The organism is Sphingobacterium sp. UBA7625 (assembly GCF_002484085.1).
Classification (GTDB): Bacteria; Bacteroidota; Bacteroidia; order Sphingobacteriales; family Sphingobacteriaceae; genus Sphingobacterium; species Sphingobacterium athyrii.
Window position 1 is genome coordinate 419352 of record NZ_DLJD01000051.1, and the last position, 22740, is coordinate 442091.

At 41.5% G+C, this 22740-nt stretch carries 15 protein-coding genes; 10 read left to right on the forward strand and 5 right to left on the reverse strand.

Features of this window, described 5'->3' with window-relative positions; genetic code table 11:
- Positions 1-2 precede the first annotated feature (2 nt).
- Both B4G94_RS21895 and B4G94_RS21900 read left to right on the forward strand, forming a co-directional pair.
- Positions 3-1649, forward strand: coding sequence for a RagB/SusD family nutrient uptake outer membrane protein (locus tag B4G94_RS21895; RefSeq protein ID WP_286861960.1), 1647 nt, complete (start codon positions 3-5; stop codon positions 1647-1649).
- A 351-nt stretch (positions 1650-2000) separates the two neighbouring features.
- Positions 2001-2894: an alkaline phosphatase gene (locus B4G94_RS21900; protein ID WP_286861962.1), complete on the forward strand. Its 894-nt coding sequence runs from the start codon at positions 2001-2003 to the stop codon at positions 2892-2894.
- Between the two features lie 78 nt (positions 2895-2972).
- On the opposite strand, the gene nrdF is transcribed toward B4G94_RS21900, so the two are convergent.
- The 4 genes from nrdF to B4G94_RS21920 all read right to left on the reverse strand — a co-directional run bounded on the left by nrdF (position 2973) and on the right by B4G94_RS21920 (position 6833).
- Positions 2973-3959: a class 1b ribonucleoside-diphosphate reductase subunit beta gene (nrdF, locus tag B4G94_RS21905; protein WP_108634860.1), complete on the reverse strand. Its 987-nt coding sequence runs from the start codon at positions 3957-3959 to the stop codon at positions 2973-2975.
- Between the two features lie 133 nt (positions 3960-4092).
- Complete coding sequence (gene nrdE / locus B4G94_RS21910; RefSeq protein ID WP_108634861.1) at positions 4093-6198, reverse strand: class 1b ribonucleoside-diphosphate reductase subunit alpha; 2106 nt, start codon at positions 6196-6198, stop codon at positions 4093-4095.
- Positions 6158-6565: a class Ib ribonucleoside-diphosphate reductase assembly flavoprotein NrdI gene (gene nrdI, locus B4G94_RS21915; protein ID WP_104383772.1), complete on the reverse strand. Its 408-nt coding sequence runs from the start codon at positions 6563-6565 to the stop codon at positions 6158-6160. Before nrdI ends, nrdE begins: the two co-directional genes overlap by 41 nt.
- A gap of 34 nt (positions 6566-6599) precedes the next feature.
- Positions 6600-6833 carry a thioredoxin family protein gene (locus B4G94_RS21920; RefSeq protein ID WP_077437059.1) on the reverse strand — a complete coding sequence of 78 codons (234 nt, stop codon included), beginning with the start codon at positions 6831-6833 and terminating at the stop codon, positions 6600-6602.
- A gap of 357 nt (positions 6834-7190) precedes the next feature.
- Between B4G94_RS21920 and B4G94_RS21925 the strand changes: the two genes are divergently transcribed.
- From B4G94_RS21925 to B4G94_RS21960, 8 genes are all read left to right on the forward strand, one after another.
- The gene (locus B4G94_RS21925; protein WP_286861965.1) at positions 7191-9593 is read left to right on the forward strand and encodes a S9 family peptidase; all 2403 of its coding nucleotides are present in this window, start codon (positions 7191-7193) and stop codon (positions 9591-9593) included.
- Between the two features lie 258 nt (positions 9594-9851).
- The gene (locus B4G94_RS21930; RefSeq protein ID WP_108634862.1) at positions 9852-10721 is read left to right on the forward strand and encodes an AraC family transcriptional regulator; all 870 of its coding nucleotides are present in this window, start codon (positions 9852-9854) and stop codon (positions 10719-10721) included.
- Between the two features lie 482 nt (positions 10722-11203).
- Positions 11204-14218: a SusC/RagA family TonB-linked outer membrane protein gene (locus B4G94_RS21935; protein WP_286861967.1), complete on the forward strand. Its 3015-nt coding sequence runs from the start codon at positions 11204-11206 to the stop codon at positions 14216-14218.
- Between the two features lie 52 nt (positions 14219-14270).
- On the forward strand, positions 14271-15896 hold the full coding sequence (locus tag B4G94_RS21940) for a RagB/SusD family nutrient uptake outer membrane protein (RefSeq protein ID WP_286861969.1): 1626 nt from the start codon (positions 14271-14273) through the stop codon (positions 15894-15896).
- Positions 15897-16045: 149 nt separating this feature from the next.
- Complete coding sequence (locus tag B4G94_RS21945) at positions 16046-17863, forward strand: aryl-sulfate sulfotransferase (protein WP_286861971.1); 1818 nt, start codon at positions 16046-16048, stop codon at positions 17861-17863.
- A 9-nt stretch (positions 17864-17872) separates the two neighbouring features.
- On the forward strand, positions 17873-19102 hold the full coding sequence (locus B4G94_RS21950) for a glycosidase (RefSeq protein ID WP_376786666.1): 1230 nt from the start codon (positions 17873-17875) through the stop codon (positions 19100-19102).
- A gap of 118 nt (positions 19103-19220) precedes the next feature.
- Complete coding sequence (locus B4G94_RS21955; RefSeq protein ID WP_286861973.1) at positions 19221-20150, forward strand: endonuclease/exonuclease/phosphatase family protein; 930 nt, start codon at positions 19221-19223, stop codon at positions 20148-20150.
- Positions 20151-20192: 42 nt separating this feature from the next.
- Positions 20193-22106, forward strand: coding sequence for a sodium:solute symporter family protein (locus B4G94_RS21960; RefSeq protein WP_286861974.1), 1914 nt, complete (start codon positions 20193-20195; stop codon positions 22104-22106).
- Positions 22107-22196: 90 nt separating this feature from the next.
- On the opposite strand, the gene B4G94_RS21965 is transcribed toward B4G94_RS21960, so the two are convergent.
- The gene (locus tag B4G94_RS21965) at positions 22197-22712 is read right to left on the reverse strand and encodes a DUF2911 domain-containing protein (RefSeq protein WP_286861976.1); all 516 of its coding nucleotides are present in this window, start codon (positions 22710-22712) and stop codon (positions 22197-22199) included.
- Positions 22713-22740: the final 28 nt, after the last annotated feature.

Below are 22740 nucleotides of genomic sequence, written 5' to 3' on the forward strand. Positions count from 1 at the left end.
TTATGAGAAATATTGTTAAAATTTTACTTCTAGCGTGTGTAATAAATGCATCAAGTTGTACAAACCTAGATGAAAACGCTTATGATGTTATTGTCGCAGGCGATTTTTATAAGAATAAGAATGAAGTGATATCTGCAGTATTACGACCATATACGCATGCAAATGCATGGATATCACCCTCAGGGCAGGATGGATGGTGGCGACCTGCAGAGTTATCTGGGGATCAATTGGCCTGGCCAACCAAGGGACGGCATGGAGAAGACGGCGGGAAATGGAAACGGCTACATTATCACACTTGGACAGTAGATGAGGGTGGATTAAACCAAGCTTGGGTATTGATGTATTGGGGGGTTGGTTTGTGTAATAGTCCCATTGATATTCTTGAAAAATCTGATGTGGCGGAGATGGGTTTAACAGATGTCGAGAAAACGGAATTCATCGCCGAACTTAAGCTGCTGCGTGCATTACATTATTTAAAATTAATGGATCTATTCGGAAACATCCCGATAACGACTAAAGCCCCTAGTACAGCGGAAGAACCATTACCCAAACCTTCTTCTACGAAAGAGGTTTTTGAGTTTATTGAAAAGGAAATCTTGGATAATATTGATTTAGCGCCCAAACTATCAAGAGCGATGTTGGGCCGAGTTTCGCAGGCCACAGGGTATGCGATGTTAGTCGAACTATATTTAAATGCTGAAAAATGGTATGGGCAACCACGATGGGATGATTGTATCGCGGCAGCTGACAAATTGATATCGGGTACCGGGGGAGGATTGAATGGTGCTATGGCGTTAGATCCTAATATAACAGACGCTTATGTGCCTACGAATGATATGTCCAAGGAAACCATTTTTTCAATTGCCTACGATTATAAAATAGCGGATTTTGCAACTGGATTTCCTAGTGAGTTTTATCATTTCGTACAAAGCGAGATTTACGGTGGCGGGAGAACTGGAAATAATGGTATCGTCTTGATTCCGGGGGTTTTTGGTCAATACAATGAAAAAGATCTGCGAAAAAAAGAATGGTTTTTAAACGGACCGATGGTTAAGTTTGTAGATGGTAAAATTGTGGAAGGATCAGAAGAATATAAGGGAGAGCAGCTGGTTTTTGTCGATTATATTCGAAGGGCCAAAACTGGAGGTACATCCTCTACAATGAGCGACGGTGAAGAAAATAGTGGGATCCGTTTTAATAAATATAAACTCGGTAACTCACTTGTCGGGAATGTTAATGGTGTAAAGATACCAGTGGATGAAAATTATAATAATACGGATTGGAACGTCTATCGTTTGAGCTGGATTTATTTTGCGAAAGCAGAGGCCCTAATGCGGAAAAATGGTGGTATTGCATCTCAAGAAGCTGTTGATCTAATCAATAATTGCAAAAAACGAGCATTTACGAATACAGATTGGGCTGAAGGGCAATATACAACGGGTACATTAACGTTGGATGAACTTTTAGCCGAGCGTGGTCGTGAGTTTATTTTCGAGGGATTCAGAAGGAGGGATTTAATTCGTTTTGGTAAATTCCACACAGCAACTTGGTGGGATCACAAGCCGACAACTGAAACAAAGACAGTATTTCCTATACCTCAACAACAAATATCGATGAACCCTAATTTAAAGCAAAATCCAGGTTATTGATGGAGACTAGAATGCTAGTTGAGGCAATTGAATTATAGTGGTGAATTGTCCTTTAAGAAAGCCGCTGGTAGAATTACTAGCGGCTTTTTATGTGTTTTAAATTTAATGTAACATATTGGTTAGATATATTAAATAATGTTTACTTAACATAATAATTAGAATAAAATTTCTATTTTTGAGTTATCAAGTTTTTGAAATTATAACAATTATGAAACCATCATGATTTATTCAGACCGAGTGAACCGAGTTCATGAATACAATTAAAAAACAAATTAATTATGAATGAATAATCACAAAAGAGCATGAATAAATTTGATAGCTTCATCACAATTAAAAAACGAATTTATACAGATGAAAATTAGAAATTTATTATTGCCATTACTATTGCTAGGTTTATCTACCAGTGCAGTGATGGCACAGAGCAAAAAGATCAAGCATGTGGTTTTGGTAGGATTCGATGGGTTCGGAGCCTATGCCCTTCCAAAAGCGGAGATGCCAAATCTCAAAAAGATGATGCAGGAGGGAACTTATAGTACCCATGTACGTACCGTGCTCCCTTCGTCTAGTGCGGTAAACTGGGCGTCCATGTTGATGGGGGCCGGACCGACAACGCATGGTTATACGGAATGGGATAGCAAAACACCTGAAATCCCCTCAACTGTCAGAACTGAAAATGGGATGTTTCCTTCTTTATTTAATGCGGTGGCACAGAAGAATCCCAAAGCGCAATTTGCTGTGGTTCACAGTTGGCCGGGAATAGGGTATCTGATTGATAATAAAGTCGTGCAAAAGATTATTAATACCAAGGATGATGACGAAGCAGCATTGAATACGACTGTGGATATTATCAAAAAAGAAAAACCAACAGTCACTTTTGTGCATTTCGACCAGCCCGATGGTGTCGGTCATAATATAGGCCACGATACCCCCGAGTATTACGCCGAACTAAAGCAGGTTGACCGACGGATCGGAACATTGCAGCAGGCCGTCAAGGATGCGGGCATTGCAGATGAAACTATCTTTGTTGTCGCCGCAGATCATGGGGGTACGGGTAAAGGACATGGTGGCAAATCCTTGGCAGAAGTTGAGATTCCATGGGTAATGACCGGGCCGGGAGTGCCCAAAGGTAAGGAGATCAAAGGGACAGTGATGATTTATGATATCGCACCCACATTAACCTGGTTGCTTGACGCTCCGCTTGATTCTGCTTGGCGCGGTCAGGCCATTAAAGCTTTTCAGCAATAATAGAATACGTTCACCCCAATAAAAAATCCCCGCAAGTTTTAACTTCCGGGGATTTTTTATTAGATCTATTGAAAATCCTTATATATCTACGAGGACATCCATTTTGAAGTCATCATCTTTCAGATGGACAATCTCAGTGGCTTTTTCGTAGTTTGTTGATTTCTTGGAGAAGAAGTCGTGTTGTGTCGTTTCTGTATTCAAGCCATTCAATACAATTGGGTTGACTTGTTTCACCTCAAAGATCGGATCAAAACCTAAGTTCATCAATGCCTTGTTTGCATTATAACGAACATATTCTTTAACCTCAGCAGTCAAACCTACCTCAGTATAAATCTCTTCGGTATATTTCAGCTCGTTTTCATATAGGTTATAAAGCAATGCCAAGAAACGTGCTTTCACCTGATCTTGATTCTTTAATTTTTTGAATTGATCTTGGGCCATCAATCCGACGAATACACCGTGAATAGATTCGTCAGCGATGATTTTCTTAATAATATCCGCAGAAGCAACCATTTCACCTTGACCACATAACCATAAAGGTAGGAAGAAGCCAGAGTAGAATAAGAAGGATTCCAACAATACAGAAGCAGCCATAGCCATATAGATCTCTTCATCAGAGGCATCTTCTTTATCGATAGCACGGTAATAACCATCGATCATTTGTGCTTTATATTGCAGGTATTTATTCTGTTGAACCCACTCGAAGATATCATTGATTTCAGCTGTCGTTGAAACCGTTGTGAAAATAGTGGAATAGGATTTTGCATGAATGGCTTCCATCATACACATATAGGACAATACAGCTTTATTTTGTAAAGTATCTATGTGGTCGATAATTTTTGGCATACCCGTATGACTCTGCAAGGTATCTAACAGGGTCAAACCGCCTAATGCTTTTTTATAGGCATCTTTCATTTCCGGGCTGATACGTTTCCAACTATCGATATCTTTTGATGGAATGTATTCGGTGTCAATCCAGAATTGACGGATATTTTGTTCCCAGAACATCAATACATAATCGTTCTCAGGGGTATTCCAATTGACAGCTTTATATGTTTTACTCATTTTTATTTTAAAGTATTAGGCATTTATTATCATGTACTTGAATTTCTGCTCGGTAGATTAAGCCAAAAGTTGCCGATAACTTGGCAACTTTTGACCTATTCACATTATATATCCAAATACTAAAATCTCAAGATTAGGCTGAACAAGAGACACATTCGTCAATGGTCGATTTTCTTGTTCGTGTGTAATAAAGGGATTTCAATCCCAATTTATGTGCATAGATATAATATCTAGACAAATCTCTTGTGGAGTCTTTCGAATTGGTATGCAAGATTGTAGATACCCCTTGGTCGATATGACGTTGGATGACCGAAATCAATTTCAATACTTTGAACTGATCCATATCGTAAGCCGATTTGAAATAGAAATAATTATCATTTGTCAAATATGGCATTGGATAATAGGTTGTACTGTCCCCATATTCGCGCACTTCAATAATGTCGACAATTGGCATAACCGATGCTGTTGCATTCATGATATAGGACGTAGATTGATTTGGAGCAATCGCCAAACGGTACGCATGGTAGATACCATGTTCTTTGATTTTTGCTTTTAATTCTAACCAATCTTCAACAGTTGGAACATGGATACCTTCGAACAATTCTTGTACCTTAGCTGTTTTTGGAAGGTAATCACGGTTCACGTAATTATTGAAATACGTGCCATCTGCATAGGCTGATTTCTCAAATCCAACAAATGTTTTTCCGCGTTCTTTTGCAATTTCCATGGATGCCTCCAATGAATAGTAGTTCATCATCATGAAGAATGTATTGGCAAAATCCAATGCTTCATTAGATTCATACATAATAAAGCTTTTTGCCAAGTATCCATGTAGATTCATCGCTCCAAGTCCTACAGAATGCAGCTCGCGATTTGCTTTTGCAATGGAAGGAACCATATCGATGTTAGTGACATCTGTGACAACTGTTAAAGCTCGCATAGCTGTCTTAACCGTTTCTTTGATACGTTTGTTGTCCATCACCGTAGCGATATTCAACGAACCAAGGTTACAGGAGATACCATAACGGATCGTATCTTGTTTGCCGTAGATCTCGATATCGGATACTTGTGATACTTGCATAATCTCTGTACACAGGTTCGAGAATTTCACCTGACCGATTTCATTCAAAGCATGTACACGATTGGTGTTTTCTTTGAAGAAGATATACGGGTAACCGGATTCTTTTTGCGTTTGCGCAATCTTAACTAACAGGTGGCGTGCGTTGATTTTTTTCTTTTTGACATTTGGATTGGTGATCAACTCATCGTACATCTTGTCCATATCCATTTCATCCAAGAATTGTCCATACTCTTGCATCACCGTATGTGGGTAGATCAAATAGCATGGTTCGTCTTTCTCCGCTAGTTCCATGAACTTGTCCGGAACGATGATGCCGATTGAAAGTGATTTGATACGTACTTTTTCGTCCACATTGATCTTTTTACAATCAAGGAATTCTTCAATATCCGAGTGGAAAATATTCAGGTATACAGCCCCAGCACCGGGACGTTGTCCCAATTGATTCGCATAGGAGAACGTATCCTCCATGATTTTCATGATCGGAAGTACCCCTCCGGCACGACCTTCAACACCTTTGATAGCCTCGCCACGTGCACGGATTTTGGAGATATTGAATGATACGCCCCCTCCGATAGAGGATAATTTCATGGCTGAATCAACCGCATAACCAATACCGTTCAGGTTGTCACCAATTTCATCCAAGAAACAAGATACCAATTCTCCAGAGCGTTTTTTACCCGCATTCAAGAATGTTGGTGTTGCAGGTTGGTATTCTTGGTTGATCATGATCTCCGCATATTCAATCGCTTTTTTTACACCTTCTTCGCGCGCTAGGAACAGGGATACCGCAACAACGCGGTCCTCGTAGCGCTCTAGGAATTTTTCACCGGAGTCATCACGAAGTGCATAGCTCTGGAAAAATTTGAAGGCTGCCATAAAGGATTCGAAACGGAATTTTTTGGCGTACACATAGTTGAATACTTCTTCAATTTCTTCAAATGTAAACCATTGATAAAAATCAATATAATAATTGTTTTCTATCAAATAGTCTATTTTTTCTTTCAATGTATAAAAGAACACCGTGTTCTTATTTACATATTCCAGGAAATATGCACGAACAGCTTCCTTATCTTTATGTAAGCTGAATTCGTCATCATGCTTAATCATGATTTCATTATTAAGCAATATCCAGTTTTTTGCTACTTCGTTTGCTACCATCGCAAAAGTTCTTTAAGATGTCAATAAATTGGTTTATATCTTCCATTGTTCCGGACAATTCAAATTTGAATGCCAGTGGAATGTCGAAATCCTGTGAAATACGATCCGCTGCCAAACCGAAATTTGGACCCCAGTTGCGGTTGCCACTGGAGGTTACAGAATAAATATTTTTAGCTTCTCGTTTCATGAATTCTTTTGTGTTTTCGGGTACTTGTCCAAAATTCGTGGTAAATGTGACCAAATGGCCGGGATGATTTACCTGAAGGTCAGCGCTAATTTTATGGATCTGCCAGCCAGTGATCTGTGCGACTTTGTCCATAAAACGCTGTACGTTACCCGTTCTGGAATCGTAATAAATGTGTATCATGTTGTCGTGTTTGTTTTAATGATACCTCGATTTATTAAAGTGCAATGGCTGCCAATTCTTCTGGTTTAAAGCCAATGATACGGTGTTGAATTTCTTCATCTTCCAATACGATTACCGTTGGAACCGTACGGATTTTGAATTTTGCGGCCAAGTCAGGTTCATCAAAAGGATTAACTGTTTCATATTGGATACCTTTTTGATCCAAATAAGCCGATACTTGCGCACAAGGAGCACAATCGTTTTTCTCAAATTTGATAATTCTTGCCATGTTTGTATGTTTATTTTTTTAATCCAATCTTCGTAGAAAAAGAAAGGTCGTTACTTCGTTGAATTGCCAATTCTTTCATTAGCTTAACAAATATCACATATTTTCTTGCGAAGCGGTAGTTTGACTTTTCCACATTTTGGGCAAAAGTTTGTCACAGGATGCGTTTGCCGCTAGTTGTCTTTATTAATGCATTGATAATCTTCTGTTTATAAATGTTGATAACTTTAAATTATGAAATTTTGCCTGTTTTTTATGAAACAATTTAAGTTTAATTTTAGTGTCATAAAACGACTACAATACTTGATTTTTTTGCATAAATTTATTACTTTTTATTGCCCTAATTTGCAAAATAAATTTATGAAGAAGCTATGCTATGGTCTCTTGCTATTATTGTCTCTAAAAACACAAGCGCAAGAGAATATTACCTTTCAAAAACCGACTTCCGAAATTTTGGCCCTGGCCGATTTTGTCCGTCCGCCTCAAATAAAAATGTCAAGTGACAACAAATGGCTGTTATTCACTTATCGGTCAACCTATAAGAGCCTGGAGGAACTGGGGCAGGAAGAAATGAAACTGGCCGGATTACGGATCAATCCACGCACAAATATGGAAAGTTCGACAGTCTTTTACAATAAGATCGGTTTGAAGAAAATCGGACAACAGGTAGAAGATACAGATTTTGTTGGGATGCCGAACACGCCCTCCTTGTCCAATTTTGTATTCTCCCCGGACAATAGCCATTTGGCATTTACCAATACAAACGATAATGGGACGGCTTTGTTTGTTCTGGATTTGACAACGAAAACAGTAAAACAATTGACCGCCTACAATTTAAATGCGACGTTGGATGCACCTTTTCAATGGCTTGGTAATTCAAAGAGATTAATCATTACGGCGTTGCCAAAAGAAAAAAAACCATTGCTGGATCCGTCCAGAGATCTGCCCACTGGACCGGTTGTATCAACAAGTGACGGAAAGGTATCGCAATTGAGAACCTATCAGGATCTATTGAAAAACCCACAGGACGAACAGAATTTTGAAACCTTGGTACAGTCCAATTTACAGTTTGTGGATCTGGACGGAACAATTTCCAATTTTAAGGACAAAGGTATCTACACAGGAGTTTCCTTTTCGCCTAACGGTGCCTATGTGATGATAACAACAATAGCAAAGCCTTATTCTTATGTGGTGCCAGCCTCACGTTTTCCGCAACAGACACGGATCTACGATCTATCCGGAAAAGAGATTGCACTGGTTAACGAGGTACCTTTAACGGAGGTTATGCCCAAAGGGTTTTCTTCGACACGTCCAGGAAGACGGTCTTTGCAATGGCGAGACGATCGGCCGGCAACCTTAGCTTATGTTGAAGCCCTGGATGGTGGCGATGCCAACAAAGCGGCAGAATTTCGTGATGCCCTTTATACCTTGGACTTACCTTATACGGATGCGGGAAAGCTGATCTTCAAAATGAAGGACCGCTATGCCGGAGTTGTGTGGGGTAATGATAAGTATGCCTTGGTCCATTCGCAATGGTATGATACGCGTAATGCCAAGACTTTTGTTGTCAATCCTTCGACCGGTGAATCCAAATTGCTGCAAGACAGAAATAGTCAGGATGTCTATAACGATCCGGGAACTGTATATCAGCAGAAAAATGCGCTCGGAAACTACAGCATGTATATCGATAAAGACAAAGTCTTATTTGTAGGAAAAGGCTTTACCAAAGAAGGTGAGTTCCCATTTGTTGAAGAGTTGGACCTACAAACGTTAAAGAAAAAACGATTGTATACAGCTGCCGCATCTGAGTTACAGGAACGGATCGGAGAGATTATAAATCCAAAAACGGGTGAGTTACTGATTTCACTTCAATCCGCATCAGTCTATCCGAATTATTACCTAAAAAATATAAAATCGGGTAAACAGGTTGCATTGACAACATTAGAAAACCCATTTAAATCACTTGAAAAAGTTCATAAAGAAATCTTAAACTATAAACGTAAGGATGGTGTAGAGCTTTCGGGGACGTTATATCTACCAGCTGGCTATGACCTGAATAAAAAGGAAAAATTACCCCTGTTGATGTGGGCGTATCCGAGGGAATATAAAGACAAAAATACGGCAGGGCAAAGTACGGCGAATCCAAAGGAATTTACCTTTCCAAGTTATGGCTCATTTATCTATTGGGTATCCAAAGGCTATGCTGTACTGGATAATGCGGCCTTCCCGATTGTAGGTGAAGGGAAGAAAGAACCTAATGACAGCTTTATCGAACAGTTAGTCGCCAATGCCGAGGCTGCAATTAATGCCGTAGACAAACTGGGCTATATTGACCGCAAAAAAGTTGCGGTGGGCGGACATTCGTACGGAGCTTTTATGACGGCGCACTTATTGTCCAATTCAAAACTATTCGCTGCAGGAATTGCCCGTTCAGGGGCTTATAACAGGACATTAACGCCATTTGGTTTCCAAAGTGAACAACGTAACTTTTGGGATGATCCAAAGTTGTATATGACCATGTCCCCATTTGTCAGTGCAGACCGGATGAAGACGCCTTTACTGCTTGTCCACGGCGGAGCCGATAATAACCCGGGAACATTTACGCTACAGACAGAACGTTATTTTCAGGCCTTAAAGAATTTGGGCGCGCCTGTGCGGATGGTGATTTTGCCGCGCGAGGCCCATGGCTACGTCGCGAAGGAGAATATCTTTCACCTCCTATGGGAACAGGATCAATTCCTGGAAAAATACTTAAAGAATTAATTGTTGTGTTTGAATGAAAAAATAGGCTGCATTTTAGACAGCCTATTTTTTTGACTATCCTATAAGAAGAATAAAGTCTCATCAGGTACTTTTCCACTGTACAAAATGATGACCGACCCTGGAGTGACGGGGAGGCAGCAGCTCAAATTAACGGACTGTCGCTGAGTTGACATGTTTTTTGAGAAGAAGGTGGCATTGGTTATCCGTATAATTTTAGTTAAGTTTGGGTAATTTACCAAAGGGAAAAAAGAACTGATTATGAGACCTGATATATTTCGAGAGAAATCACCATTGTCCGCTGATGACTGCTTTGTGGTCTTTGACAGGCGAAAATCTTCTTTCACTTTTCCGGTACATATCCATCCCGAGTACGAACTCAATTATGTGGAGGGTGCTTCCGGTGCACAACGTATCATTGGTAATTCCGTAGAAACGATCGGTGAACAGGATCTAGTACTGATTGCAAGCCCTGAGCTCGAACATGCCTGGAAAGATGGCGAATGCCAATCGAGCGATATTCATGAAATCACCATACAATTTCATCCCTCTCTCATCGAACAATATCTGGATAAAAAGCAATTTGCAAGTATACAACAACTTTTGTCAAAAGCATCTCGCGGGGTTGTATTTGGAAAAGATACTGTCGATCGCGTGCTTCCTTTGCTCCGTATATTGACATTAGAGCGCGATGGCTTCTATTCGGTGATGAAGCTGTTTGTCTTGCTCTATGAACTCTCCAAGGGCGAGGATATCCGTGTATTATCCACCGCAACAAATACTGTTTTGAGCAATAGCGAACTGCTTATGGGGCGTCTGCAGGAATATGTCGTTGCCAATATCAACAAAGAATTGAGCCTGCCTATGGTGGCGGCGATTATGAACATGAGCAAATCGACCTTCTCTCGCTTTTTGAAATCGGCTACAACATTGAATTTTACAGATTACCTGCTTGACTTTCGGATCAATATGGCTGTAAGGCTGTTAAAAGAGGAGACTCCAATTGCCGATATCGTCGAGCAATGTGGTTTTAATAGTGTTTCTTATTTCTACCGTGTATTCAAAAAGAAAAAAGGGATAACACCCATTGAATACCGAAATAGCCTGCGGAAACAGCAAATGATTATCTAGCAACCTGGCTGCTTAATCTTCTCCTATACGCAGATTCCGGGTACATTCTTTTATACTTACGACAGCAATGGCTGCGTACCGGAAATTTGTCGGATAGTAACCATACTGTTTGACAAACGATCGCACAGCATTGTCCAATGCTGTGAAATAATTCAATAAAAATGAACTTAGAGTTCAATGAATTGCTGTTAGCTTTATTGTAATATATTGTTTTACAGTGTTTTGATCTTTGTTTTAAGCTGGTGCATATTTTCATTAACCTCTTTTATATTTTGGAATGCGCAATCGTTTGTGTTTGTATTTCTTGAGATGCCTTGATCGGAAATATGAATTAAAAGTACAATACAAATGACCTGATCTTGCTATTCCTGACTTCTCCTTTTCTCTAATTTCGTCCTGTAGACCAATAATAGCATACCAATTAAGTATAAACATATTATATACAATCTATCTATTTATTGTAAACCTTAAATACACAAAATATGAAAAAAACAGCTTTACTGCTTTTATTTTCGGCTTATGGCACGTTTGCTTGGGCGCAACAATCCCAAAAAGTAAGGGGAAAAGTCCTTGATGCAGATAATAGGCCAGTGGCGGGTGCCACTGTAAACATCAAAGGTGGTGCCGGGGGGACAAAAACTGATGCTGATGGTTCGTTCGTGCTTGATGTTGAGAAAGGGAAGACCTTAAAAATTACCTATGTAGGGATGAAGGAACAAGAGGTTCTTGTTAATGAAGCATCGACATATCGTATTATACTTCAGTCGGGCACCGACTTGGACGAAGTTGTTGTTATCGGGTATGGTACGGTAAAAAGAGGTGATTTAACAGGTGCTGTAGCATCTGTTACAGGAAAGGACCTGCAGTCTAATCTAGCAAAGAGTGCTGCTGGTGCATTGCAGGGGCGTGTTGCCGGGGTAACGGTATCTAGCGCTAGTGGAACGCCGGGTGCAGGTATGAGCATTAATGTCCGTGGGCTAAGTTCTATGGGGAATAATGCGCCTCTTTATGTCATTGACGGGGTATTTGGTGATATCAATATGGTTGACCCGAATGATATTGCATCGCTCGAAGTACTGAAAGATGCTTCTGCAGCGGCAATTTATGGATCCCGGGCGGCCAATGGTGTCGTTATCATTACCACAAAAGGTGGTAGAAAAGCAACCCCAGCTACCTTAAGCTTAAATGCATACACAGGTATTCAAAGCCTTCCGAAAAAAATGGATTTGATGGATGGCCCACAATGGAAGCAGTTTCAGCATGACAACGGGTATCTACCAACAGAAGCACAAAATCTAAATACAAATACGAATTGGCAGGACGAGGTGTTTCATACAGCCCCAGTTAATAAGGTCAATCTCGATATTTCGGGTGGGGGAGAACAGTCTACCTATAGCGTGTCCGGAGGTTATTTAAATCAGCAAGGTATCTTGAAGACTACCGGTTATAAAGCTTTCAATCTGCGTACAAAAAATACCTTTAGTTTTTTTAACAACCACTTACGGGTAGGAAATACCTTTTTGATAAAATCAGGTGACCGAAAATTTTCAGACCTGACTATCACAGATATTTTACGGCAAAATGCCCTGGTACCTATTTATGATGCCAATTTAGTTGGTGGATATGCTACGTATGCGCCGTGGATGAAGAACTTGGACAATCCGGTGGGGATTTTGAACTTATTTAACCGACATGTATATCAGACGGATCTTATGCTCAATGGATATGCCGAAGTGGATTTGTTTATTAAGGGGCTAAAATATAAATTAAATGTCGGGGTCAACAAGACAACCGGCAGGAATTATAATAAAGGAGATGCCTATACCTATGGTACCGATGTACGTAAATCTTTTCTCAATGAAAGCGCATTTTTTAACAATCAATGGTTAGTTGAAAATACATTGCATTACGATAACACGTTTGACAAACACACTATTTCATTATTAGCGGGTTATTCCGCGCAGGAAAATACCAATAGAGGTTTTGGTGCGGGACGGAATAATCTGCCATTGGGAACTGATGCTATTGATGCTGCTTCTCCGACAGAACAAACGACTTCGGGTAGTTTAAATGAAGCGGCATTGATCTCCCAGTTTGGACGCTTAATATATAGTTATGATAGTCGTTACCTACTTACAGCGACAATACGTCGCGATGGTTCTTCCAAATTCGCCGATGGAGCACGATATGGGGTATTCCCGTCTATCGCTTTGGGCTGGAATGTGATGAATGAGAAATTTTTCGAAACAGCAAAAGCTACAGTCAATGAATTTAAACTCCGTGCCAGTTATGGTCGACTGGGTAATCAGGAAATTGCAAATTACACCACACAAAGGATAACTACTTATGGTATCAATTATTTGCAAGGTGGTACCTGGTGGCAGGGGGCAAGTACTGGTATCAACTGGGTTTCGCCGCGAAACCTGACTTGGGAAGAAACAGCGACAAGCAATATTGGGTTGGATTTGGCATTTATGCAAAAGAAATTGAACATCAGTGCTGATTATTACGTGCGTGAAACCAAGGATATTCTTTTAGGGATCAATCAACCTCCTTCGGCCGGGCTTAAGGGAACTCCGGTGATGAATGCGGGAACAATTAGCAATAAGGGTTTTGAATTATTAGCGACATACAAGAATTCTGTTGGAGCATTGAACTATAACATTGGTGTGAATGCTTCCACGGTGAAAAATAAAGTGAAAGCCGTTACAATAGGTAACGTTCAGGAATTTGGTGGCTATAATCCGCAGGGTGAGGGTACAATTACCTGGGCTAAAGTTGGTTATCCAATTGGGGGTTTCTGGGTGATCCAAACCGATGGACTTTTCCAGTCAGATGCAGAAGCACAAGGCTATAAATCGGCAGATGGTAAAGTAATTCAGCCAAATGCCGCTGCGGGGGATATCAAATTTGTAGATTATAACAAAGATGGTCGTATTGACAATAATGACCGTCAGTATGTTGGTAGCCCTTTCCCGAGTCTTGCTTATGGTATTCGCGGGGGTCTGGACTATAAAGGATTCGATATGGCTGTCTTCTTTGATGGTATGTATGGCAATAAGATTTATAACTATACCCGGGCACGCATGGAACAAACCAATGAAGTGAATAATCATTCTGCCCGTTTACTAGATTCATGGACGCCAAGCAAACCAGATACTGATATTCCGCGGTACACACGGGAGGATCCAAATGATAATAAGCGTCGGGTGAGTGACCGTTGGATTGAGAGCGGAGCTTTGTTCCGTTTAAAAACTATTGAAGTTGGGTATACACTACCCGCGGAATGGCTAAGTAAGGCCACTTTGAAAAACGCACGCGTATTTCTGGCTGGGGATAATCTGTTTACCGTGACAAAATATAAAGGCTATACCCCGGATCTAGGTCAAAGCAACGGTGATAATGGAACGCCATCGGGTGTATTAACAGCTGGTACGGATCATGGTCGTTTCCCATTGGCACGGACCATTATGTTTGGTGTTCAGGCTAACTTTTAATGGATAATCGATCTGTTATATAAATAAATTTTATGTTTTAAATACGATATAGATGAACTTTTCAATAAAAAAATATACAGTTATAGCAGCATCCTTATTGTTCTTAGGAGGCTGTAAGTCAGATTTTTTGGATCGAACCAATCCTAATTTACCTGTTGAGGAGACTTATTGGGCGATTGAATCCGATGCGCAGTCTGCGATGGCTACGATTTATTCACCAATTCGTTCACAAATGTCAGGTTACTACGGAGCGTACGGTGGTTATCAAACGATGAACAGAGCGGATGATATGTGGTTTCTCAGTGGTGAGGAAGCATTTACCTGGGAATATGTCAACTTCCTCAATTCTGCGGGTACCCCTGAAAGTGATTTTGGTAGCTTGTATAGCGGAATAAATAGAGCAAATGTGTTTTTAAAAAATATACCGCGTGTTTCAATGGATGAAAGCCGAAAAAAAGAGCTGGTCGGAGAAGCTAGCTTTTTAAGGGGAATGTATTATTTTCTGCTTGCAGCTAATTATGGTGATGTGCCTTTAAGAGTATTGCCGACAGACGATGATCCAGATGGTGCGAGCAAACTTGCGTCACCTGAAGCCGAAATATGGAAACAGGTCGTTGCAGATTTTAAAATAGCGAAGGACAATCTACCAATAACACGATCTGCAGCCGAGGCTGGCCGGGTTACGAAAGGGGCTGCGGTCGCCTATCTGGGAAAGGCATTGGTATATACCAAACAATATGCCGAGGCCGAAACAGAATTGAAGGCCTTATTGACTGCACCCTATGCTTATGATCTGACGACTAATTTTGAAGATAATTTCAAGGAAACAACTAAGCTGAATAAGGAGTCAGTTTGGGAAATAGTTTATGACAGTAAGTTCGGTGGGGATGGAAATTGGGGGGTAGACTGTGCTTCTTGTGCGATGGGGTTTGTGCTGCCTAACTTTGCTGGGCCAGATGGTACAGGTGCCTGGTTTAAATTAATGCCCGGGGCAGCTGTTGTTCGTGATTTTATTTCAGAAGAACGTCCAGCAGGTTCAGATACGCGCTTTGATAAACGAATGTACACAAGTTTCTTCTGGAAATATTCAGATTATGAGTCAGGCCTTACTGATGGTGCCTGGTTTGGCAATCAGCCTTTTGACCTTATGTGGAGTAATGCTGGACCGAAGCGGCAACGTGGGGAGCCTACTTACCCAACAATTGATGGTAAAACCGGTCGTTTCCTAATTAAGAAATATACCAATTTTTATAGAAATATTGCTGGAGCAAATAGTATGTACGATGCTGCGAACCGGAATAATAACCTTCGTGTATTTCGGTTTGCTGAGGTCTTATTGCTGCATGCTGAAGCCTGTGCTAAAAATGGAAATATCGCTGGAGCCGCATCTAGCTTGAAGCGCGTTCGTGATCGCGCAGGTTTAGCAAATAAAACCTGGGCCAATGCCGATGAGTTGATGAAAGAAATAATAAAACAGAATGAATTGGAATTTTTCTTTGAGGGACATCGCTTTTTTGATCTAAAACGTTGGTATACACCAACACAAATGAAGCAGATTTTTGTTGATAATAAAAAGCAAGGCGCGAATAATTTCCAGCCCAAACATTATTATCTTCCTATTCCTGAAGGTGAAATCAATACAAATTCAAAAATTCAGCAACATCCATTGTGGCGATAAAACGCAGAAAATGCTTACGGTTTTAGTTCATCTGAAACTGTAAGCATTTCAGCTTAAATTTGCCCCCAACCGTAAACCTAAATCTCCGCCAACAGCGGAATTTTCGCTGTTGAAATATAATAGAAGTTCCATTTTTATAACATATGGGTATGATAACAACAAGAATAGCTAGGACCCTTGCAATTTTGGCTTTATATACCACAACCTTGCTTATACTGTTTGTTTCGTGTAAGAAAGATCGGGAGACATCGGAAGCATCAACGGCAAAGCTATCCCTAAATGCAAAAGTTGAGGCTGGTGAATTGCTCCTCAACATCGAGGAGAAAGCAGAAGAGTATGTTTTCAATTTTGAAAAGAGCCGTGTCCATATTCCACTACAGGAGGTTTCTGACATTAAAGCTGAGCTCGAACACTGGCGTACCAACCTAACCTTCAGAGATGGGGATAAATTAATGGTTCCGACCAAAGGTACTGCGCTTGATTATATTGTCGAAAAAATTAAGCTCAATCCTTCGGGCTGCAATCCACTTGCGGCTTTGGTTGATGTTTGGCTACCTACTTACGGTCGTGTAAAAGTAACTGTGCAGGGCAAAAATGGTTCCGCAGGAACAATTACACATTTGTGCCATACCGATATTCCGCGACAAAGCGTGCCTGTGCTGGGCTTATATCCTGATCACGACAATATTGTCGATTTGATTTTTACCGATCGGGAAGGAAATGAAAGAGGGAAAACGACCATACATATCCAGACTGCGGCATTGAATATGCAGGACTTTCCAAGGTGGAAAATAGTAAAAGCCCAAGCCGGTAAAATGGAGCCGGGCGTCAATCTGGTGCATTATCCAGGGCGAAGCGAAGCTGATGTTTCACTTCCATATATGGTTGATCAGGAGGGTGAATTGCGTTGGCTTCTACAGTTTAAATCATCGCCTGAACTGCAACGGCTCTCTTATTCCATTGGCCTCAAGCGTACTAAAAGCGGAACTTTTATTGCTGGTGACCAATCCCAGCAAAGGGTAGTGGAAATTGATATGTTCGGTAATTTGAAGCGTGAATGGGATCTCGCTAAATTAGGATTCGGATTTCACCATGAAATTACAGAGGCTGCCAATGGCAATTTTTTAATAACAGTCACAAAAACAGCCGCGCGTTTAGTTAATGGTGAACCACGTGTGAATGATCATATCATCGAACTGAATCCCCAAACAGGGAGTTTGGTCATGGAATGGGATCTGGCCAAACAACTGGATACAGCTCGCTATGTAAAACCTGATGGTATTACACCGCCTGCATTTTCACAGACGCCCAATAATTGGGCCCACAATAATTCTATTGCCGAAATCGGAAATGACTTATTGGCGACTTTAAGATACCAGGGAATCCTACGTTTTAACCATTCTGGGCAACCACAATGGATGATATCTCCACATAAGCTTTGGGGAGCTAAATATCAATCCTTGCTTTTAAAACCTATTGCAGAAGATGGGACACGCATTACTGACCCTGCTGTTATCAATGGGGATGCCAGCACCGCAGGATTTGACTGGCCTTGGGGCCCTCATACTCCGGTCGCACTTGCGGAAGATCGTATTTTGGTCTTCGATAATGGCTATAACCGGAATTGGATTCCCAATTTTGGGAGCGGTGCAAATAATTATAGCCGGGTTGTTGAGTATAAAATTGACGCAACTAAAAGAACAGTGCAACAACTTTGGTCTTATGGAAAGGAAAGGGGAGTCGAGGCTTTTTCTCAGGCTTTGTCCGGTGTGCAATACCTCCCACAGACAGGTAATATGCTATTCTTTCCGGGTATGGGCGTCAAAACAAGTACCGGAACGGGAGGACGTGTGATTGAGATCAACCCTAAAACGAAAGAGGTTGTATTTGAGCTGGAGATCACCGCCGGTAGTGGTACGGCATTTCACCGCGTAACACGTATACCACTTTATCCCGCGAATTTATAAATAAACTTTTTGAACTTACGTAATTTTATGTCCGAATCCTTTGAACGTCAACAAACTTATATTGTCGAAACGCAACGCTTATTATTGGAAAAAACGAATGTCGGACTGTCAGATACGGGAAAGATTGTCACCCGTTATTTAAATCCTGTCGTCACCAAAGAACATATTCCACTCAGCTGGCGCTACGATTTCAATCCATTGACGAACCCTCATTTTTTGGAGCGAATTGCATTCAACTCAACGATGAATGCTGGTGCACTGCATTGGAAAGGTAAGTACCTGCTATTCGTCCGTGTGGAAGGTGTTGACCGGAAGTCTATTTTTGCGATCGCTGAAAGTGATAATGGTGTTGACAATTTTCATTTTTGGGAGCACCCGCTGTTGTTGCCTGATTTGGACGAAGCGGAAACAAACGTCTATGATTTGCGGCTCACAGCTCATGAGGATGGCTGGGTATACGGTATTTTTTGTAGTGAGCAGCATGCTCCTGATGCTGCTCCAGGTGATCTTTCAAGTGCGGTTGCTTCGGCAGGAATCATCAGGTCGAAAGATCTGATTCATTGGGATCGTCTACCCAATCTAAAGGCAAATAGCCAGCAACGTAATGTGGTACTGCACCCCGAGTTTGTGGAAGGCAAGTACGCATTTTATACACGCCCTCAGGATGATTTTATTCTGGCAAAAAGTGGCGGCGGTATCGGGTGGGCACTCGTGGACGATATTAGCAATGCCGTAATCAGCCAGGAAAAGATTATTAATAAGCGTTTTTACCATACCATCAAAGAACTCAAAAATGGGGAGGGACCAGCGCCATTAAAGACGGATCGAGGCTGGCTGCATCTCGCGCACGGGGTAAGGGGGACTGCAGCCGGCTTACGCTATGTATTATACCTTTATCTCACGAGCCTGGAGGATCCAAGTGAATTAATTGCGGAACCAGCGGGTTACCTGATGGCTCCCGAGGGAGAGGAAAGGGTAGGCGATGTTTCCAATGTGTTGTTTTCTAATGGTTGGATCATGGACGCGGATGGTACCGTGTATATTTATTATGCTTCTAGCGATACGCGGATACATGTCGCGGTTTCTTCGGTGACCAAACTGCTGGATTATTGCCTGAATACAGCGGAGGATGGGCTACGCTCTGCGGAATCATTGCGCAAAGTGATTCATCTGATCGATCATAATGCCGCGTACGTGGGTAATAAAAGCAATGGAACGATCGGTCGCCTGACAAAATAGGTGTAGATAAACTGGGCTAGAGGGCATACTTGATCGGGTATCGAGCTCAATCGCCCGGTATAAATGAAATTCCGTGTATTTCATGAAAGTTATGGCTGTGTGAAATGCCGTAAAAAAAATGTACGTTGAACAAGCTCGTGATATGTTAAAGAAAGATAATATTAAAATTCTGACTCTGATTGGTCTTCTGTGTCTGACCTCCTTTTTGTACGCGCAAGAACGGGCGACGTTGAAAATTATCTCCTATAATATCTGGAATGGTTTTGAAAAGCAGCAGGATCGCAAGGATAAATTTACTGCGTGGATGAAGAAGGAGCAACCTGATGTTGTGGCATTGCAGGAACTGGTGGACTTTAAGCGGGCCGACTTGCTGCAATTGGCAAAGACATACGGCCACAGCTACGTTGTTTTATTAAAAGAGAAAGGTTACCCCGTTGGTATTTCCTCGCGTTATCCGATTACGCTGATCAAAGCGCAGGTAGATAGTTTTTGGCATGGAATGCTGCATGTGAAGATCAAAAACTTAGATTTTATTGTAACCCATCTAAGCCCTTTTTCCTGGCAATATCGGCTGGGGGAAGCAAAACAAATCGCAGAATATGTAAAGAATAATCACCTGGACAGCTGTATTATTCTGGGGGATTTGAATGCCTACTCCCCATTGGATGCCAGCTGGTTGGAGCCGAAGTCTGTCTTGAAGGCAAATTTGGGAAAATGGGATCAGGAGCATCCACAATATGGCAACATGAGAGGGGGGCGATTTGATTATAGTGTTCTATCGACTTTTTTGGCCATGGGTTTTGAAGATTGTATCGGGCGATCTGTATTTCCCGAAATCAAACGTGCCAGCTATGCTTCAGCTACGCTTTACAATTGGAAATGGGGAGACCCAAGGTTAGCAGCGGTTTCTGAACGACTTGATTATATTTTGCTGTCTGAACCTTTAGCATCTCATGCGAAGCAGGTGGAGGTACATAATGGTCCTGCACTTGAGGGGATATCCGATCACTATCCTGTTTCGGTCGTGATTGATCAATTGGAGAAATAGAAATATAATTGTAGATTGCGGATGACCACGAAAAGAATATTCATGGAAATTTCCGTAATAGATATAGTTATCATCGTCAGTTATTTGCTGGCGATGATTGTCATCGGTTTGATCCTTAAAAAGCGAGCCGCCAAGAATCTTGATTCGTATTTTTTAGGTGGAAAAACGCTTCCCTATTACATGCTCGGCATTTCTGATGCATCGGGCATGTTCGACATCTCGGGAACCATGTGGATGGTCTATCTTGCTTTTGTGTATGGCTTAAAAAGCATGTGGATCCCTTGGTTATGGCCTGTTTTTAATCAGATTTTTTTGATGGTCTATCTGTCGGTCTGGCTGCGGCGGTCCAATGTCCTGACCGGAGCAGAATGGATCCGTACACGTTTTGGTCATGGTCGGGGAGCTGATGGAGCTTATACCATCGTTATTCTATATGCCATTGTTGCGGTAATGGGGTTTTTATGTTATGGCTTTATCGGTATAGGGAAATTCATGGAAGTTTTTTTTCCGTGGGAACAGGTATCCCGCTTTATTCCCTTAACGATTGACCCAGCAATGGCTCCGCAACTGTATGGTATTTTCTTTACAGCGATAACGACATTTTATGTCATGCTTGGTGGAATGCACAGTATTGTGTGGGCGGATATGGTCAAGTTTGGCATTATGATTATTTCGGGAATTGCCATCGCGGTTATCGCCATGCAGCAGGTTAGCCCCGAGCTATTGGCGGCAAACACACCAGAAGGCTGGGACTCTCCCTTCTTCGGTTGGCACTTGGATTTGGACTGGCGTACTTTACTTCCCTCCATCATGGATCGGATCGTCGATGATCAATACAGTCTTTTTACGGTATTTGTGATGATGATGCTATTTAAAGGCATATTTATGAGCATGGCAGGACCGGCGGCCAACTATGACATGCAGAAGATATTAGCCTGTAGATCCCCTAAAGAGGCCGCTTTAATGAGTGGTTCGGTGTCGGTAATCTTACTTATTCCGCGTTATCTGATGATCATGGGCTTCACAGTGTTAGCGCTAGTATTTTTTCGGGATGAATTTGCACATATGGGCAATCAGATGGATTTTGAAATTATCCTGCCCAAAGCTATCAGCCGCTTCGGAAAGGTTGGGTTGACCGGGCTATTGTTGGCAGGGCTATTGGCGGCATTCATGTCTTCATTTGCTTCAACGATAAATGCTGCTCAGGCTTATCTTGTAAATGATGTGTTGTTGAAGTTTATGTACCGGTCTGCTTCACCAAAGAAGCAGATCCGTTTGAGTTATGTAGTTTCTATTGCGGTGGTCGTTTGTAGTACCATTATTGGCTTATATGTGCAGAATATCAATTCGGTATTACAATGGATTGTCTCCGCGTTATATGGTGGTTATATTGCGGCAAATGTATTGAAATGGCACTGGTGGCGTTTTAATGGTGCCGGATTTTTCTGGGGAATGCTAGCGGGTATATTTGGGGCAGTGATACTCCCGCTGTTTTTTCCGGATACCCTTCCGCTCTATTTTTTTCCTTTGCTTTTTGTCCTATCGCTGTTGGGCTGTTTTGCAGGTACATGGTTGTCCCGGCCTACCGAGGAGGAAGTGCTTGTTGATTTTTATGTACGTATACGGCCTTGGGGATTTTGGGGACCCATTCATCAGAAAGCACTGGAAAAATATCCGGATCTCAAGAAGAACGATCATTTTAAGCGGGATATGGCCAATGTGACCGTTGGTATTGTATGGCAATGCTGCCTGACCTTGGTTCCTATGTATATTGTGATCAAACAGGGACAGGGTTTATTGACAACAGTCTTGCTATTGGGTATTACTACACTTATACTTAAAAAGAACTGGTATGATAAAATGACACGAGAGGAGGAAGAGTATAATGCCTTTATGTTAAAATACGGGTTAAATAAAACAGATAAGACCGTTACAGAAGAAACGACTATTGATTAACCTCACCAACTGCTTTCCGACAAGACAAAAATAGGCTACCCGTCGTAGGTCGACGAGTGTCCTATTTTGTAAATGGACTGATTGGATCAGCTAGTTACTTGCTTTGACCAGAAAAGGGATGACATAATCTCCCCATTCCAAGGATATATTTCCTTCCGGAGTCGCATTGATTTTAAACTGTTCCTGATTGTTATCAGACATTCCGTTGCTGACCGAAACACGTAGGGCATCGTCTTTGGCGTCATATTTTGTCCCCCATTGGTCCCATACTTTGCTGAACATAAGGGTTGTTTCGTGTTCTCCGGGGATACTATAGAGACCATATTTTCCCGCCGCTAGTTTTTTGCCTTCGACCAGTACATCTTTATTGAATTCGATGGTGGTCGCTTCATTGGCGCCTGTACGCCAAACTTTTCCTACGGGAGCGATATCAACACCAAGCTTACGGCCTTTGAGTGAAGGACGACTATAATTGATGTCGATCGTAACCCCATCAGTTGTGGTTACCTTGGTGTTGTCTGGAGGACTCGGGCGTTTGCTTTTGTCTGTCTGGGCGAAGCTAAGTTGACCGATTAAGGTCAAAATTGTTAAAATTAGTACTCTCATATGTGCTTATTTTTTGATTAAACACTTA

What these genes read in the sequence shown, in the direction of transcription:
- B4G94_RS21895 (WP_286861960.1), top strand. Translation starts at nt 3, where the DNA reads ATGAGAAATATTGTTAAAATTTTACTTCTAGCGTGTGTAATAAATGCA.
- B4G94_RS21900 (WP_286861962.1), top strand. Translation starts at nt 2,001, where the DNA reads ATGAAAATTAGAAATTTATTATTGCCATTACTATTGCTAGGTTTATCT.
- nrdF (WP_108634860.1), bottom strand. Translation starts at nt 3,959, where the DNA reads ATGAGTAAAACATATAAAGCTGTCAATTGGAATACCCCTGAGAACGAT.
- nrdE (WP_108634861.1), bottom strand. Translation starts at nt 6,198, where the DNA reads ATGGTAGCAAACGAAGTAGCAAAAAACTGGATATTGCTTAATAATGAA.
- nrdI (WP_104383772.1), bottom strand. Translation starts at nt 6,565, where the DNA reads ATGATACACATTTATTACGATTCCAGAACGGGTAACGTACAGCGTTTT.
- B4G94_RS21920 (WP_077437059.1), bottom strand. Translation starts at nt 6,833, where the DNA reads ATGGCAAGAATTATCAAATTTGAGAAAAACGATTGTGCTCCTTGTGCG.
- B4G94_RS21925 (WP_286861965.1), top strand. Translation starts at nt 7,191, where the DNA reads ATGAAGAAGCTATGCTATGGTCTCTTGCTATTATTGTCTCTAAAAACA.
- B4G94_RS21930 (WP_108634862.1), top strand. Translation starts at nt 9,852, where the DNA reads ATGAGACCTGATATATTTCGAGAGAAATCACCATTGTCCGCTGATGAC.
- B4G94_RS21935 (WP_286861967.1), top strand. Translation starts at nt 11,204, where the DNA reads ATGAAAAAAACAGCTTTACTGCTTTTATTTTCGGCTTATGGCACGTTT.
- B4G94_RS21940 (WP_286861969.1), top strand. Translation starts at nt 14,271, where the DNA reads ATGAACTTTTCAATAAAAAAATATACAGTTATAGCAGCATCCTTATTG.
- B4G94_RS21945 (WP_286861971.1), top strand. Translation starts at nt 16,046, where the DNA reads ATGATAACAACAAGAATAGCTAGGACCCTTGCAATTTTGGCTTTATAT.
- B4G94_RS21955 (WP_286861973.1), top strand. Translation starts at nt 19,221, where the DNA reads ATGTACGTTGAACAAGCTCGTGATATGTTAAAGAAAGATAATATTAAA.
- B4G94_RS21960 (WP_286861974.1), top strand. Translation starts at nt 20,193, where the DNA reads ATGGAAATTTCCGTAATAGATATAGTTATCATCGTCAGTTATTTGCTG.
- B4G94_RS21965 (WP_286861976.1), bottom strand. Translation starts at nt 22,712, where the DNA reads ATGAGAGTACTAATTTTAACAATTTTGACCTTAATCGGTCAACTTAGC.